Raw genomic sequence first — 16,297 nt, forward strand, 5'->3', positions numbered from 1 at the left:
AGCCTTTAAATCCTTCGAATTTGCACCGGATTTCAATTTTGTTTTTCAAGAATGCAACGACGGCGGTGGTTTCGCGCGATAACCGCCTGAAATATGGTGGACGATAGGCCGGCACAAAGCCTGCTCTAAGGGTGGGCGAGCGCCGTCGCGGAGACCTTCCCCCCCCAGGTCCGCGAGGCGCTTTTTTCATTTTGTCTCAGTTAGTCTCAGTGGACGCCAGAGCTCGTCGGCTCGGCGTTGCCACCGGCGTGACACGAAGAGCGCCGCAGCGGAGCCCCCCCGAGCTCCGCTGCGGCGCCTTGATGTGTGCCCCCGTGCACCGGGGTGCTTACGGGACCCTTTCCACGTCTCTCCTCTCCGCGACGTGATGCGACCCGCATGCCACGTCCCGGGCCGGCCACGATGGAACCTTTGTGCACGCATGCAGCGAAGGCTTCACGCCGAGCCCTGTGGCCCCGGACACTCGCCGCCATGGCGGCGCGAGGGGATGCGGCTCAAAACGGGCGGTCGCGACGTCCGTTTCCGTCGAGAGCAATCGCTGAAGCGCGCTGTGGGATCGAAGCGGCGGAGTCGATGGGCCAGCGCTGTGTGACTTTCTCGCGCGCTGGTAGAAATGATCATGAAACATGGTGTTCCCATGGATTCATGATCATCCGGCGCCGTGCGCGGGTAAGCGGGCTCAGCGAGCGGCTGGCCCGCGCTCCGTCCGTGCGCCACTATTGCCGAGGGCGCTCGCATGCGGGAACGGCGCCAGCAGGTAGATTGGGCGTATGGTCTGGACATTCGGGGCTTACCTCCTGGTCGCGCTGGCCCTCGTGGCGCTGGCAGCGGTCGGGCTGTGGGCGCACCTCTTCTACTGGGTCAAACGGCTGACCCTGCCGCTCGAGTACAGCGTCGAAGAGGTCCTGCGGACCGAGGACGGCGCCCCGATCGAGATCCGCCGCGTCCCGGTGCCGCCCGGCGCGGAAGCGCAGCCGGATCTGCCGCCGATCCTCCTGGTCCACGGGATCGCCGCGAACCACAGAAACCAGGACATCCACCCCGATTACTCGCTGGCCCGCCACCTCGCCACGCTCGGACGCGACGTGTGGCTGCTGACGTTGCGGAGCGGCCGCCTCCTCACCCGCCTCGAGCGCCGCGGCGTCCGCTTCTCGGCCATGGTCCGGTACGACCTGCCCTGCGCCTTCGACGCCATCCTGAAGCGCACCGGCGCCCGCTCGCTCGATTATGTCGGCTTCTCGATGGGCGGCATGCTCCTCTATGCCGCGCTCGGTCGCAGCGTGCCGGAGGATCGGGTGCGCCGGGTCGTCATCGTCGGCTCTCCGGGCCGCCTCTCCACGCCGGCGCGGCTCATGCGCTTTCTGCCGGGGCGGCTGCTCCCGGGCGTGCCGCTCCGCTTCATGGCACGCAGCGTCGCCTTCGCCTCGGAGTGGCTGCCGACGCCGATTCACCACGCCGTCGCCAATCCACGCAACGTGCCTCCCGGCGTCACGCGGCTCGCGCTCGTCAACTGCATCGAGGACATCCCCGCTGCGCTGAACGCGGACTTCGCCGCCTGGCTGGCGAGCGACGGAGAGATCCGCGTGGACGGCGAGCGGGTCCTCGACGGGCTCGCGTCCGTCGCGGCGCCGGCGCTCTTCATCGCGGGCAGCGCCGACAGGATAGCCCCCGTCTCGTCGGTGCGCGCCGCGTTCGACGCGTGGGGGCGCGATCACCCGGAGACGCCGAAGCGGTTTCTCGTGCTCGGTCGTGACTTCGGGGCGCGGGAAGATTACGGCCACGGCGACCTCGCCGTGGGCGCCTATACCGGCGTCGAGCTCTTCGAGCCGATCGCCCGCTTCCTCGGCCCGGAGCGGCAGCCCGAAGACGCGCCGGGGCCCGAGACGGGCGCTACGGCGCTGGAGGCCGTCCAGGCGCGTCAACCCACCTCCGACCAGGCCGATCCGCTGCCGGATCTCCCGGCCGCGTGACGCGTGCGCCCCGCGCGGGCGTATCGCGCATTCCGTCGGACCGCCCCTCCGTGCGGGGCCCTACGCTCCATCTCACGAGCGCGCATCCGAGTGCGTAGAGGTCGAACGATCTCGAGTCGATGCGCGGTGATCCGTGATTGCAGACCGAAAGCGAAGAGGCGTATCCTCGACCGCGAAATCTCCGAGAGCCGCGAGGCGGCCGGCGTATCCGCCAAAGGAAGTTCATGAGTCAACCCGGATTGCGCTCCAGGTTCGAGCTGTCGTTCACAGCGCTCTGGCTGGCGGCAGCTGCCCTCCTCGTCTGCTCTGCGTCCTGCGCGCGGGGAGACAGCTCGAGCATCGCGTGCGATGACGGCCTCTCGATGTGCGGCGGCGCGTGCGTCGACACGCAGGTCGATCCCGACCACTGCGGCGGCTGCGACGGCGGCTGCGCGAGCGGGCAGCGGTGCGAGGCGGGCGAGTGCGTCGGCGAGGACAAGGGGAACGGCGGGGGCAGCGGGGACGACGATGGCGCAGAGGCCCCAGGGGAGGCGGGCGGGACCGGCGGCGCGCTCTGCGCGCCTGGCCTCGAGCCGTGCAGCGGCGGCTGCGTCGATCTCGACATCAACCCGCATCACTGCGGGGGCTGCGGCCAGGAATGCCCGGCCGGGCAGCTGTGCGAGGGCGGCGCCTGCCGCTGCGACGTCGGCCTCGCGGAGTGCGGCGGCGGCTGCGCGGATCTGAAGAAGGATCCGCTGCATTGCGGGGGCTGCGACGTCCGGTGCGGGCTCAACGCGACGTGCGTGGACGGGGAGTGCGCCTGCAACGAGGGCCTCACGGACTGCGGCGGCAAGTGCGTCGATCTCGCGAGCCACCCCCAGCATTGCGGCGCGTGCGGCGCGGCGTGCGGCGGGGGGCTGGTCTGCCAGGCGGGCACGTGCGCCTGCATCGTCGGCGAGCACGAGGACATCGGCTCGACGATCCCGCAGATCGTGACGGGCACCACGCTCGGCGCGGACACCTATTTCGGGCTGGACTGCGTGGCCGCCGGCTCGACCGAGGTCGTCTACAAGTTCACGGCGGAGGAGGCCGGTACGTACAGGTTCGATACGGCCGGGTCGAGCTACGACACCGCCATCGCCGTGCTCGATCGCGCGGTCTGCGGCGAGCTCGCGTGCAACGACGATCGCGGGGGGCCCGAGGCGGCCGCCTCGGTGGTCCTCGACGGGGGGAGGGAGGTCCTCGTCGTCGTCTCGGGGTACAACGGCGCGCAAGGCGACTTCGTGCTCTACATCGACCGGGCGGCGCCGCCGGTCTGCCCGGTGGGCACCATCGCGCCGACCCTCCCGCAGTCGGTCCTCGGCGACACCTGGATGCTCGGCGACGCCCTCGTGCCGAGCTGCGGCTCGCTCGACACCCCCGACGCGAGCTACACGTTCACCGCGCCGCACGCCGGCAGGTTCATCTTCGACACGGCCGGCTCCTCGTTCGACACCGTCCTCGAGCTGCGCAGCGGGACCTGCGCCGGCTCGATGATCGCCTGCAACGACAACAACGCATCGGAAAAGACGTCGCGCGTCGTCGCGAACCTCACCGCGGGCGAGACGGTCGTCGCGATCGTCGACGGCGCCGACGGAGAGTACGGGCCGTTCGCGCTCAACGTCAGCGAGTACGTGCCGCCGCCGTGCCCGGAGCTCGTCCTCGACGCCACCACGTTCCCGCAACGGGTGACGGGCACCACCGCGATCGCGGATCGCGAGAGCGCCCTCTCGGCGCCCTGCGGCAGCGGCGACGGCCCCGAGGTCACCTATGCGTTCACCGCGCCGGCGGACGCGCTCTATACCTTCGACACCGTCGGCTCCGGCTTCGATACGGTCCTCCACATCCACGACGGCACGTGCCGCGGGCCGAGCCTCGGGTGCAACGACGACGTGGCCACCGGCGTCCTTCAGTCGCAGGTGAAGGTGCTGCTCGACGAGGGGCAGACGGTCGTCGTCGTCGTGGACGGCTACAGCAGCTCGGCCTCCGGCGCCTACACGCTCAACGTGAGCCAGGCCTTCGTACCCCCGTGCCCGCTGATCGATCTCGGGACGACGGTGCCTCAGACGGTGACCGGGACGACCGCGGAGGCGGTGGACATCCTGCGCCCGACCTGCGGCGGCGCCGGCGGCCGCGAGACGACCTACAGCTTCACCGCGCCCGTGGACGGGACGTACCTCATCGATACGTTCGGATCGAGCTTCAACACGACCCTCTCCGCGCTCGACGGCACCTGCGGCGGTCCCACGATCGCGTGCAACGCCGACGCGGCAGGGACCCAGCAGTCGCAGCTCACGCTGGATCTCGACGAGGGGCAGACGATCATCCTGCTCATCGACGGCGAATCGGCGAGCGCGTCGGGCGATTTCACGCTCAATATCGAGCGGTTCGACGGCGGCGGCACCTGCTCGACGCCCATCGATCTCGGCTCCAGCTACCCGCAGGTCGTCACGGGGAGCACCGTGGATCAGCCCGGGTCGGTCACCCCGAGCTGCGGCTCCTCGACCGCTCCGGACATGATCTACAGCTTCACCGCGCCGGAGAACGGGACCTACTTCTTCAATACGCTCGGCTCGAGCTTCGACACGGTCCTCCAGATCTTGAATGGGAGCTGCAGGGGCTCGTCGCTCGGGTGCAACGACGACTTTTCGGGCGGCCGGCAGTCGCGCGTCTCCGCCGAACTGGTCGCGGAGCAGACCGTCTTCATCGTCGTCGACGGCCGCGGCACCAGCGCCGGCGACTACGTGCTCCAGGTGGACCGCTTCACCGGCCCGGGGACCTGCTCGACGGCGATCGACCTCGGCTCGGAGCTGCCGCTCACGAGGACCGGCACCACGTCGGGCCAGCCCAACTCGGCGACGCCCGGCTCCGGCTGCACGCCCAACTCGAGCGCTGCGGACATGGTGTTCACCTACACCGCGCCGGTCGACGGCGACTACGTCATCGACACGATCGGATCGTCGTACGATACCGTCCTTCACGTGCACAGCGACGGCTGCGGGGGCGAGACGCTCAAATGCAACGACGATTGGGCCGGCTCCTCGAGGTCGAGGGTGACGCTGACGCTCAACGCCGGTGAGGTCATCACCGTGGTCGTCGACGGATACGACACGTCGTCGGGCAGCTTCACGCTGAACATCACCCGCGCTCCGTGAGGACGCGCCGCGCTCGCCCTCTCGCCGGCCTGGCGGCGCCGCCTCCCGCCGCGCCGAGCCCGCCGCGGCGCCTCCGCGCGGCGCGGCGAGCACGGCCGAGGCCGCGGCTCGATCCGCGCGTGGCCAGGCGAACTTCTCCCTCCACGAGCGCCCCCGCCGGTTGCGGATACCTCGGGCGTGGGCGTATCGTGTTATCCGCTCCGCCCCCAACGGCCAGGTACCCCCAAGGATGCATATGAAACGATCCGGATTACGCCTCAGGCCCACCCTCTCGTCCGCTGCGTTGCTCCTGGTCGCGGGGGTTGTCCTCGCGTCGTCCTGCGCCGAGAGCTCCAACACGTCGAACCCGTGCGCGGACGGGCAGTCGCAGTGCGGCGGCGAATGCGTCGATACCCAGGCGAGCGCCGACCATTGCGGCGAATGCGGCAACGCCTGCGCGGCCGGGCGCCGCTGCGCGGCGGGCATCTGCGTCGAGGGCGAAGACCCCGGGGAGGGCGGGGGCGGCGGCCAGTTTGGCGAGGGCGGCACCGACGCTCCGGGCCAAGGGGGAGCCGACGGCGCGTGCAGCGAAGAGCAGACCGAGTGCGCCGGCCGCTGCGTGAACCTCGAGACCGACCCGCGGAACTGCGGCGATTGCAAGGCCGCGTGCGGGGAGGGGCAGGTCTGCGCGCACGGCGAGTGCGCCTGCCCCGCTGGGCTCACGGCGTGCGACGGCGCGTGCGTGGACGCGCTCACCGACAGGACCCACTGCGGCGGCTGCGGGACCAGCTGCCCGGCCAGCCAGCTGTGCGTCGAGGGCGTCTGCTCCTGCGCCGAAGGCCTCACGGACTGCGACGGCGCGTGCGCCAACCTGCAGACGAGCGAGCAGCACTGCGGCTCCTGCGAGGTCGCGTGCGAGCGCGGGGCCATCTGCCAGGGAGGCGCGTGCACCTGCGCCATCGGCACCTACGACGTGATCGAAGATACGTTCCCGCAGACGGTGACGGGGACCACCGTCGCGGGAGAGACGAACTACGGGCTCGCGTGCGTGGCGGCGGGCTCGTCGGAGCGGGTCTACCTCTTCACGCCCGCCGAGGCCGGGACCTACACGCTGGACACCCTGGGGTCCAGCTTCGATACGGCCCTTGGCGTGGTGGCGGCGACCACCTGCGCTCAGCTCGCGTGCAACGATGACAGCACCCCTTCCATCGCCCAGTCCAAGGTCCGCGCGGTCATCGGCGCGGGCGAGCCGGTCTTGATCGTCGTGACGGGCTTCGACGGCGCGGAGGGCGACTTCGCGCTTCACCTGTCGAAGGCAGGTCCGCCGATCTGCCCTTCAGGGGACGTCGGCGACGCGCTCCCGAAGACGTTCACCGGCGACACCGAGCTGCTCGGCGACGCCATCACGCCGACCTGCGGCCACCCGGGCGGCCCCGACGTGAGCTATACCTTCACGGCGCCGGCGGACGGGAAGTATGTATTCGACACGTTCGGCTCCGAATTCAACACCATCCTGGAGCTGCAGGACGGCGAGTGCGGCGGTGATGTGCTCGCCTGCAACGACGACTCGCGAGGAGGATCGCAGTCGCGCGCCGTGGTCGAGCTCGAGGCCGGTCAGACGGTCGTGGCCGTCGTCGATGGCTTCGAGGCCGCGGGCGGGCGCTATACGCTGAACATCGCCGCGTGGGAGCCGCCCCCGTGCCCCATGATGGATCTCGGCTCGACCTACCCGCAGTCGGTCACGGGCAACACGTCGGGCCTCGACCACGTCCTCGAGTCGCCCTGCGCCTCGAGCAACAGCCCCGAGGCCACCTACAGCTTCACGGCGCCCGTCGACGGCCGTTATACCTTCGATACGCTGGGGTCGAGCCTCGACACCGTGGTGCACGTCCACGACGGCAGCTGCACGGGCCCCTCGCTGGGCTGCAACGACAACGCGTCGTCCTCGTCCCAGTCGGTGGTGTCCACGCCGCTCTTGGCGGGACAGACCGCGTACGTGGTCGTCGACGGCGCGTACGGCGCCTCCGGCGCCTACAAGCTCAACGTGAGCGGTATCCCGGCGCCCCCGTGCCCGGCGAACGAGCTGGAGCCGGTCGTCCCGCAGACCGTGAACGGGACGACCGCCGGCCTCGGCGACTTCGTGGCCGCGCCGTGCGGCGCGCCCGGCGGCGCGGAGGAGACCTACACGTTCGTCGCCCCGGAGGATGGCGTCTATGTCTTCGACACGTTCGGCTCGAGCTTCGACACGGTCATCCACGTGCACGACGGCGCGTGCGGCGGCCCGTCGCTCGGCTGCAACGACAACACGACTGGCCCCCAGTCGCGGGTCGCGGTGCCGCTCGTCGCGGGGCAGGAGACGGTCGTCGTGGTCGACGGCTCCGGGCCGTCCGCCTCGGGGGCGTTCAAGCTCAACATCGCCCTGTCCAACGGTGAGGGCACCTGCGCCAACCCGATCGACCTCGGCTCGACGGTCCCGCAGACGGTGAATGGCTCCACCTTGCTGCAGCCGAACTCGGCCGCGCCGGGCTGCACGGCGTCGAGCGGCAACGACCGGGTCTACCGCTTCACCGCGCCGGCGGCTGGGACCTACATCATCGACACGCTGACCTCGACCTTCGACACCATCCTTCACGTGCACGACGGCGGCAGCTGCACCGGCGCCGAGCTCGCGTGCAACGACAACGCGAGCGGGGTCGCCTCGCGGGTGCAGGTCACCCTCACCGCGGGCCAGGTGATCACGATCGTCGGCGACAGCCGGCCCTCCTCCTCCGGCAACCTCGTGCTGCACATCAGCGCCGTGCCCGCGCCCGATCCTGACCCGGATCCCGGTCCCGACGCGGGGACCGATCCCGATGCGGGGACCGATCCCGATCCGGGATCCGATCCCGATGCGGGGACCGATCCCTAGACCAGGCCCGACGGGCCGCCTGCGTCGACCCGAAGAAGACACCGCCAAGGTGCCAAGAACGCCAGGAAGCAAGAGAGCGAAAAATTTTCTTCTTGGCGTCCTCGATACCTTGGCGGTTCAATTTTCCTCTCCGCTGAGAGCCGCTTCTGGCCCGCGTGGAGCAGAGCCGGGGTGGGGGATAGGCTCGCGCGACGGCGACGCCGCTGGCGCCCTCGGCCGGCTCGCGCGAGGCGTGAGGCACAGGGCTGGGTCGGTTCGGCCGCTGCGCCTCGTCGGCGGTGGGACGAGCAGGCAGGGGCGGGGCTCGGAGCGCGGTGGGGGCAGGTGGACCGGCGTGGCGCGATGGATGGCGGATGGCGGATGGCGGATGGCGGATGGCGGATGGCGGACGGCGACGGCGGATGCCGGCGGCGCGCTCGACGCCGATGCGCGCGATCCCTAGGAGTTTTCTTGAGAGCCGCGCGCGACCGTGCGAGTCTCGCCCCCCTGGGACCTGCGTCCGTCATCCGGGACGCGCCCTTCGGATCCGGGTCGAACCATGCCAAAGGAACGCGTGTTCTCCCTCGATGCCGTACGGACCGACGGCTGGTTCGAGCGCATAGGCGACGGCATCGGCAGCTTCCAGGCGCTCTGCGAGATCGTGGGCGAGGCGTTCTTTGCCTTCTCGATGATTACGGGCGCCCGCATCACGGCGCTCACCGTCGACCGCCGCAACCCGGACAACACGCTGGTCGACTTCGTTATCGCGCCCCCGGGCGAGGAGGAGATCGACGGCGACGTCCAGCGGCTCACGCTCGCCGACTTCCGCCACCGCCTCGTCGGCGCCCTCCTCACGGAGGACACGACGCCGCAGGCCCCCGAGCGCGACACCGACCTCGAGGGCATCCAGCTCCACATCGGCGTCCGCTACCTGCTCCTCGCCCCCCTCTACGGCTACAGCCTCCGCAAGCTGTCCGTCGAGGGGAAGACCTCGCGCCTCCTCCTCCTGCGCGACGGCATCGAGGAGACGCACGAGCTGAACGAGTTCCGCGCCCGCATCCGCTCGCACGTGCGCGACGAGCTCGAGCGCGCCTCGGCCGGCGCGCGCTCCGCCATCGACCTCACCAAGGTCGCGGAGGCCGAGGTCGCGTCCCAGCGCGGCGACTACCCGAAGGTGATCCAGCTGCTCGGCACCTGGCCGGCCCCGCTCGCGATCTTCCTGCGCACGCCCGAGGGGCAGATGCTCACCCCGGACGCCCGCAGCCTGATCGCCAAGGGGCTGGGCCTGCTCGGCACCGCGTGCGTCAAGCTCGGCGAGGAGCACCAGGGCGAGGAGGTCATGCGCCTCGCGGTCCAGTACGCGCACGACGGGGCCGCGGCCGGCGACATCTTCCGCCGGCTGGGCGAGGCCATGCTCGACGACGGCCGGGCGGGCGAGGCCATCGGCCCCCTCCGGCGCGCCGCGAACCTCGGCGCCCCGCCGAAGCACATCTGGCCGCTGCTCGCGCGGGCGTTCGTGCAGCGCAAGAAGTACGTCGCCGCCCTCGCCTGCGTCCGCGAGGCGCGGAGCGCCGGCGTGCCGGACGCCGAGATGGTCGAGGAGATCCGGGAGATCGAGGCGAGCCTGGGGACGGCGCTGACCGCATGGAGAGGGCTGGTCCTCGTGGCGAACCGCTCCTAGGATTACGGCCCGCCGGTTGGGGGCAGGTTGACCGAGCGCCTCCATTGACACCCCCGCGGCGGCCGACTAGATCCGGCGCGGATTAAGCCGGGATCGCTCGGATTTTTGCTGTTTCAGGCAGCAATCGCCGCGTCGCTCTCACCTTTTGGACTGCATGGTTCGGGGCCGCGGGCCCTGAGGTCTCGCCCGAGGCGCCGCGCGCTGCGGCGAGGCGGTCGACCCTCCCGGGGCCGACCCGTAGGAGTGCTCTCTCGATGGCCACCTACATCCCCTTGTTCCTGCTGTTTCTCGTCGCCGCGGTCATCGCGCTCGCGATGTTCACGCTGACGTCGCTCCTCGGCCCGAGGAACCCGACGCCCGAGAAGATGATCCCGTACGAGTGCGGCAGCGACTCGACGGGCGGGCGATTCGTCAAGCCGAGCGTGAAGTTCTACCTGACGGCGATCCTCTTTGTCGTGTTCGACATCGAGGCGGTGCTCATCTACCCGTGGACGGTCCAGTTCCGCTCCCTGGGGTGGACGGGCCTCGCAACGATGAGCTCGTTCATCGCGATGCTCGTCGTCGTGCTCGTGTACGTGTGGAAGAAGGGAGCTCTGGAATGGGAGAAATGAAGGGTGGAGGGCCCTCGACGCGGGTGATGGAGGGCTCCGAGCACGGGTTCGCGACGACGCGCGTGGACGCGCTGCTCAACTGGGCGAAGAAGTACTCCCTGTTCCAGTACCCGTTCGTGACGGCCTGCTGCGGGATGGAGTACATGGCGATGGCGAGCCCGCGCTACGACATGGCGCGGTTCGGCGCCGAGGTGCCGCGCTTCTCGCCGCGCCAGGCCGACCTGCTCTGGGTGGTGGGGACCATCAGCCAGCGCCAGGCGCCCGCGCTCCGGCGCATCTACGAGCAGATGGCCGACCCGAAGTGGGTGCTCGCCTTCGGCACGTGCGCCTCCTGCGGCGGCTTCTACGACAACTACACGACCGTCGCCGGCATCGACAAGATCATCCCCTGCGACGTCTACGTGCCCGGCTGCCCGCCGCGCCCGGAGGCGGTGCTCGACGGCCTCATGCTCCTCCAGGACAAGATCGCGCGCGGCGACCGCACGCCGGCGATCGTCAAGCCGCGCGAGGACCCGGCCCAGACCGCGGAGCGCCTCGTCACCCTCCAGCGCAAGGAGAGGAGCCAGCAGTGAGCAAGAAGGTCCTCGAGATCCTGACCGCCCAGTTCCCGGGCGCCGTCCTGGAGACGCACTCGCAGTTCGGCGACGACACCGCGGTGGTCGACCCGTCGGTGTGGCGCGACGTCGCGCTGTTCCTCCGCAACGACCCGCGGACGCTGATGAACATGTTCATCGACCTCACGGCGGTCGACTACCTCTGGCGCGGCGACGTGCCCCGCTTCGAGGTGGTCTGCCACCTGCGCTCCTTCGAGCGGAACCACCGCATCCGGATCAAGGCGCGCGTGGGCGACGAGGAGGGCAACGGCGCCGAGATCGACTCGATCGTGCCGGTGTGGAAGGGCGCGAACTGGTTCGAGCGCGAGTGCTACGACCTGCTCGGCATCGTCTTCCGCGGGCACCCGGACCTCCGGCGCATCCTGATGTACCCGGAGTTCGAGGGGCACCCGCTGCGCAAGGACTACCCGGCCAACCGCATCCAGCCGCTCATCCCGTTCCGGGAGGTGCCGAACATCGGCAAGCTGCCGCCGTTCGGCCCCGACGAGGGCATGAGCTTCGGCCGCCAGACGCACGACTTCGCGCTGCAGAGCGCGGGCGCGGGCGCGTCGCTCGAGTCGACCGGCGGGGACGAGGCCTCGGACAAGGGCAAACCGCAGGGCATCGGCGTGGGTGCGCTGCAGGAGCGGAGCTGAACGATGGAACCCCTGGATCGCGATCTGGACGAGGCCCACCTCGATCTCCCGAGCGAGCCGATGCTCCTCAACATGGGGCCGTCCCACCCGGCGATGCACGGCACGGTGCGGATCGTGCTCGAGCTCTCGGGTGAGACGATCAACAAGGCCGACGTGCAGATCGGCTACCTGCACCGCGGCTTCGAGAAGATGTGCGAGCGCGGCACGTGGACGCAGGTCTTCCCGTACGTCGACCGGCTCAACTACGTCTCGCCGATGCTCAACAACGTCGGCTTCGCGCTGGCGGTCGAGAAGATGCTCGGCGTCACGGTGCCCGAGCGCTGCCAGTACTACCGCGTGATCCTCGGCGAGATGGCGCGCATCTGCGATCACATGATCTGCAGCGGCGCCATGAGCATGGAGCTCGGCGCCTTCACGCCGTTCCTCTACCTGTGCCGCGCGCGCGAGATCTTCTGGGAGATCTTCGAGGAGGAGACGGGGGCCCGCCTGACGCACAGCTTCGGCCGCGTCGGCGGCATGGCGCGGCCGCCCACGCCCGACTTCAAGTCGATGGTGCGGGTGGGGCTCGCGCGCGTGCTCGCGCTCATCAACGACGCCGAGAAGCTCATCCTGAAGAACCGCATCTTCCTCGATCGCCTCGACGGCGTCGGCCCGATCTCGCAGGAGGACGCGCTCGCGCTCGGGTGGACGGGCGTCGTGCTCCGGGCGACCGGCGTGGCGTACGACGTGCGCCGCGCGAACCCGTACTTGGTCTACGACCGCTTCGAGTTCGACGTGCCGGTCGGCACGCGGGGCGACAACTACGACCGGTTCATGTGCCGCCAGGAGGAGATCCGCCAGTCGGCGCGGATCATCGAGCAGGCGCTCGAGCAGATGCCCGACGAGGGGCCGATCAACATCGACGATCCGCGCATCGTGCTGCCGCCGAAGGAGGAGGTCTACACGACCATCGAGGCGACCATCCAGCACTTCAAGATCGTCATGGAGGGCATCAAGGTGCCCGCCGGCGAGTGCTACTCGTACACCGAGGCCGGCAACGGCGAGCTCGGCTTCTACCTGGTGTCCGACGGCAGCGGCACGCCCTACCGCGTCCGCATCCGGCCGCCGTGCTTCGCCACGACGCAGGGGCTCTCGCAGCTCATCACCGGGCTGATGATCCCCGACGTGGTGCCGACCTTCGGCTCGCTCAACATGATCGGCGGGGAGTGCGACCACTAGCGACGGCGCTCCCGTCATCGACCTAAGGAAGCTGGGGCCCGCGCGGCCCCGCCGGGAACCGAGAGCACGATGCCTACGATCAAGATCGACGGAAGGGAGATCCCCTTCGAGAGCGGTGACACGATCATCCGGGCGGCGCACCGCGCCGGGATCGACATCCCCCATTACTGCTGGCACCCGGGCCTCAGCGTCGCCGCCAACTGCCGGATGTGCCTCGTCGAGGTGCTGCCGCCGCCCGGGCGGCCGGCGATGAGCCTCGACATCCTCCGCTGGGACCCGGCCAAGCAGGACTACGTGCCGGCGGCGAAGCCGAAGCTCCAGCCGGCCTGCCAGATGGCCTGCGCGAACGGCATGGAGGTGCTGTCCGAGGGCAGCGATCACGTGGCGGAGGCGCGCTCGGCGGTGCAGGAGCTCCTGCTCCTGAATCACCCGGTCGACTGCCCGATCTGCGACCAGGCCGGCGAGTGCCGCCTCCAGGACTACTGGCTCGAGCACCAGCGCAAGGGCAAGCGCATGCACCAGGAGCCGGTGCACAAGCCGAAGGCGGTCACCTTCGGGCCGACCATCGTCTACGACGCCGAGCGCTGCATCGTCTGCACGCGGTGCATCCGCGTCTGCAACGAGCTCGCCCGCGATCCGGTGCTCTCGGTCCGCGAGCGCGGCAACCTCGGGGAGATCACGGTCTCGCCGGGGCGCGAGCTCGACCACAATTACACGCTGATGACCGAGCACGTCTGCCCGGTCGGCGCCCTCACGTCGCGCGACTTCCGGTTCAAGGCGCGGGTCTGGTTCCTCCGCAGCGCCCGGACCATCTGCCAGGGCTGCGCGACGGGCTGCAACGCCTACCTCGACTACGATCCGCGCAACAACATGCCGTACCGGCACCGCCCGCGCGAGAACATGGCGGTCAACACGTACTGGATGTGCGACGACGGCATGCTGTCGTACCGGCACGCGGTCGAGGGGCGGCTGCTCACCGCGCTCGTCGGCAACGACGACGCGAGCGTCGAGGACGCCCTGGCCGCGGCCAAGGAGCAGCTCAGCGGCCACGCCGACGACCCGTCGCGGGTCGCGATCGTCCTGTCGGCCCAGCACTCGAACGAGGACAACTTCGCGCTCTACCACCTCGCCACGACGTACCTCGGCGCGACCGACTTCTTCGTGTCGGGCAGGCCGCTCGGCCAGGGCGACGACATCCTGATCAGCGAGGACAAGAACCCGAACACCCGCGGCGCCGTGCAGATCGCGGCGGCGACCCCGCCGCGCCCGGTCGCGGAGCTGCTCCAGGGGATCGCGTCGGGGCAGTACGCGTACGTCGTCGCCCTCGGGTCGGACCTCGAGGTCGACGCGGGCGAGGCGCAGCGGGCGCTCTCGCGGCTCAAGGGCGTGGTGACGATCGCCGCCCACGAGGGGCCGCTGGCGAAGGCGGCGCGCGTCGCGCTGCCGGCGTGCTCCTGGGCCGAGGCCGAGGGGACGTACGTGAACCGGAAGGGCCTCGCGCAGCGGAGCGAGCGGGCGCTGCTCCCGCACGGCGACGCGCGCCCGGCCTGGGAGCTCATCGGTCGGCTCGGGCGCGCGCTCGGGTACGAGACCGGGTGGAAGACCCTCGCCGAGCTGCGCCGCGCCATGCCGCCCGGCGCGGTGGCGGGGGCGGGCGCGGCCGCAGCGGTGCTCGGCGCGGCGCCCCCCGCGCACACCGCGGCGGCGACCGCCGTCGCCGACGGCGCGCGGGTTGAGCCGAAGAAGACGGAGGCCACGGCATGACTCTCGTCGAGGTCGTTCTCGCGATCGTGAAGATTCTCATCGTCGTCCTGTTCCTGCTGAACATGGCGGCGATCGCCACCTGGGCCGACCGGCGCCAGGGCGCGATGGTGCAGGACCGCGTCGGCCCGAACCGCGCGGTCGTCTACCTGCCGTCGATGCTCGTGCGCGGCATCGTGTTCTTCCCGCCGGCGCTGCTCGGGGCGCTCGCCGTGTTCACGGCGACGCGCGCGATGACCGGGCCGGCCGCCGTCGAGACGCTGGTGATCGGCGCGCAGTTCGCGGTGCTCGTGACCTGGCTCGGCCTGCTCGTGTTCTGCGCGTCGGCCCGCCGCGGCGGCCCGATCAACGGGGCCGAGGAGGCGCTCGCCCGCGTCGACCCGCGCAGCATCTTCTACGCCGGCGTCCTGGGCCACGTGCTGGCCTTCTTCGTCACGCAGGCGATCCCGGTCGCGGCGGCGCCCACGGCCGCGCGGGTCGTGTGCGGGCTGCTCGGCGCGCTGCTCGTCGTGACGGGCGCCTACACGGCGCTGCGCGTGCCCGAGGGCAAGATCCCGCTGCGCCTGCTCGGCACGCTCCACGCGGCCGCCGACGCGATCAAGATGATCTGGAAGGAGGACTTCATCCCGAAGAACGCCGACCGGCTCCTCCACTCGCTCGCGCCGCTGCTCGCGATGTTCCCGGCGCTGGTGACGTTCGCGGTCATCCCCTTCGGCGACAAGCTCTGCTTCGCGGACAACGGCGACGGGATCTTCGGCTTCGCGGACCTCCCGCTCCTCCAGCGCACGGTCGACCCGTCGTTCACGTGCTCCGGTCACGTCGTGAACCTCCAGGTCGCCGACCTCAACGTCGGCATCCTCTACATCTTCGCGATGGCGGGCACCGGCATCATCGGCGCCGCGCTCGCCGGCTGGGCGAGCGACAACAAGTTCTCGCTGCTCGGCGGCCTGCGCGCCGCGAGCCAGATGGTCAGCTACGAGGTCGCGATGGGCCTCAGCGTCGTCGGGCTCTTCATGATCTACGGCAGCGTCCGGCTCGGCGACATGGTGCAGTGGCAGGCCGAGCACGCGTGGGGCATCTTCGTCCAGCCGCTCGCCTTCTTCCTGTTCCTCGCGGCCCTCGCGGCCGAGACGAAGCGCATCCCGTTCGACCAGCCCGAGGGCGAGAGCGAGATCGTCGCCGGCTACTTCGTCGAGTACTCCGGGATGAAGTTCGGCATGTTCATGACGGGCGAGTACGTGGAGCTCATCACGTCGAGCGCGCTCCTCGTCACGCTCTTCTTCGGCGGCTACCACCTGCCGTTCCTGGACCGCGACGGCATCAACGTCGTCTTCGGCGACGTGACGCTGTTCCAGTACAAGATGACCCACCTCGCCGTGAGCCTGACGTACGTCATCGCCTTCTTCGGCAAGACGATCCTCATGTCGTGGGTCCAGGTCTTCTTCCGCTGGACGCTGCCGCGCTTCCGTTACGACCAGGTGATGCGGCTCGGGTGGACGAAGCTCCTGCCGCTCACGCTCGTCAACATGATGGTGACGGGCATCGTGATCCTGGCCGTCGACTCGGCGCCGGCGGGGCTCCGCGGCGGCCTCCAGGTCGCCGCCGACATCACCCACGCGGTCGTCGCCGTCGGCGGGTTCGCGGCGGTCGTGGCGATGATCGCCGGCCTCCTCGAGCCGGTCGAGCGCCAGCGAATCATCGTCTCCACCTCGGCCCGGTTCGCCGCCGCGGCGGGGGGCACCAAGGCGACGCCCCAGCAGGCGTAGAG

10 protein-coding genes are annotated in these 16,297 nt (G+C 70.4%); all 10 read left to right on the forward strand.

Features of this window, described 5'->3' with window-relative positions:
• The first annotated feature begins 770 nt into the window (after nucleotides 1-770).
• The 10 genes from NQZ70_RS03845 (at nucleotide 771) to NQZ70_RS03890 (ending at nucleotide 16,295) form a co-directional block, all read left to right on the forward strand.
• A complete protein-coding gene (locus tag NQZ70_RS03845; RefSeq protein ID WP_129573001.1) occupies nucleotides 771-1,970 on the forward strand; it encodes an alpha/beta fold hydrolase in 1,200 nt (399 codons plus the stop codon).
• 224 nt (nucleotides 1,971-2,194) lie between these two features.
• Nucleotides 2,195-5,143 (forward strand): MXAN_6577-like cysteine-rich protein, encoded by a 2,949-nt coding sequence (locus NQZ70_RS03850; protein ID WP_237245001.1) that lies wholly within the window; start codon nucleotides 2,195-2,197, stop codon nucleotides 5,141-5,143.
• A gap of 235 nt (nucleotides 5,144-5,378) precedes the next feature.
• Nucleotides 5,379-8,030: an MXAN_6577-like cysteine-rich protein gene (locus NQZ70_RS03855; protein ID WP_237245002.1), complete on the forward strand. Its 2,652-nt coding sequence runs from the start codon at nucleotides 5,379-5,381 to the stop codon at nucleotides 8,028-8,030.
• Nucleotides 8,031-8,568: 538 nt separating this feature from the next.
• Nucleotides 8,569-9,690 carry a hypothetical protein gene (locus NQZ70_RS03860; RefSeq protein ID WP_129573002.1) on the forward strand — a complete coding sequence of 374 codons (1,122 nt, stop codon included), beginning with the start codon at nucleotides 8,569-8,571 and terminating at the stop codon, nucleotides 9,688-9,690.
• Between the two features lie 254 nt (nucleotides 9,691-9,944).
• Nucleotides 9,945-10,301, forward strand: a complete 357-nt coding sequence (locus NQZ70_RS03865; RefSeq protein ID WP_129573003.1) for an NADH-quinone oxidoreductase subunit A — start codon at nucleotides 9,945-9,947, stop codon at nucleotides 10,299-10,301.
• Nucleotides 10,289-10,873, forward strand: a complete 585-nt coding sequence (locus NQZ70_RS03870; RefSeq protein WP_129573004.1) for an NADH-quinone oxidoreductase subunit B — start codon at nucleotides 10,289-10,291, stop codon at nucleotides 10,871-10,873. Before NQZ70_RS03865 ends, NQZ70_RS03870 begins: the two co-directional genes overlap by 13 nt.
• Nucleotides 10,870-11,550 (forward strand): NADH-quinone oxidoreductase subunit C, encoded by a 681-nt coding sequence (locus NQZ70_RS03875; RefSeq protein WP_129573005.1) that lies wholly within the window; start codon nucleotides 10,870-10,872, stop codon nucleotides 11,548-11,550. The genes NQZ70_RS03870 and NQZ70_RS03875 overlap by 4 nt, the downstream gene beginning before the upstream one ends.
• Nucleotides 11,551-11,553: 3 nt before the next feature.
• On the forward strand, nucleotides 11,554-12,768 hold the full coding sequence (locus NQZ70_RS03880) for an NADH-quinone oxidoreductase subunit D (protein WP_129573006.1): 1,215 nt from the start codon (nucleotides 11,554-11,556) through the stop codon (nucleotides 12,766-12,768).
• A 69-nt stretch (nucleotides 12,769-12,837) separates the two neighbouring features.
• Nucleotides 12,838-14,532, forward strand: a complete 1,695-nt coding sequence (locus NQZ70_RS03885) for a 2Fe-2S iron-sulfur cluster-binding protein (RefSeq protein ID WP_129573007.1) — start codon at nucleotides 12,838-12,840, stop codon at nucleotides 14,530-14,532.
• The gene (locus NQZ70_RS03890) at nucleotides 14,529-16,295 is read left to right on the forward strand and encodes a complex I subunit 1 family protein (RefSeq protein WP_129573008.1); all 1,767 of its coding nucleotides are present in this window, start codon (nucleotides 14,529-14,531) and stop codon (nucleotides 16,293-16,295) included. The genes NQZ70_RS03885 and NQZ70_RS03890 overlap by 4 nt, the downstream gene beginning before the upstream one ends.
• Nucleotides 16,296-16,297 lie beyond the last annotated feature (2 nt).

Source organism: Sorangium sp. So ce836, from assembly GCF_028553905.1.
Taxonomy (GTDB): Bacteria; Myxococcota_A; Polyangia; order Polyangiales; family Polyangiaceae; genus Sorangium; species Sorangium cellulosum_D.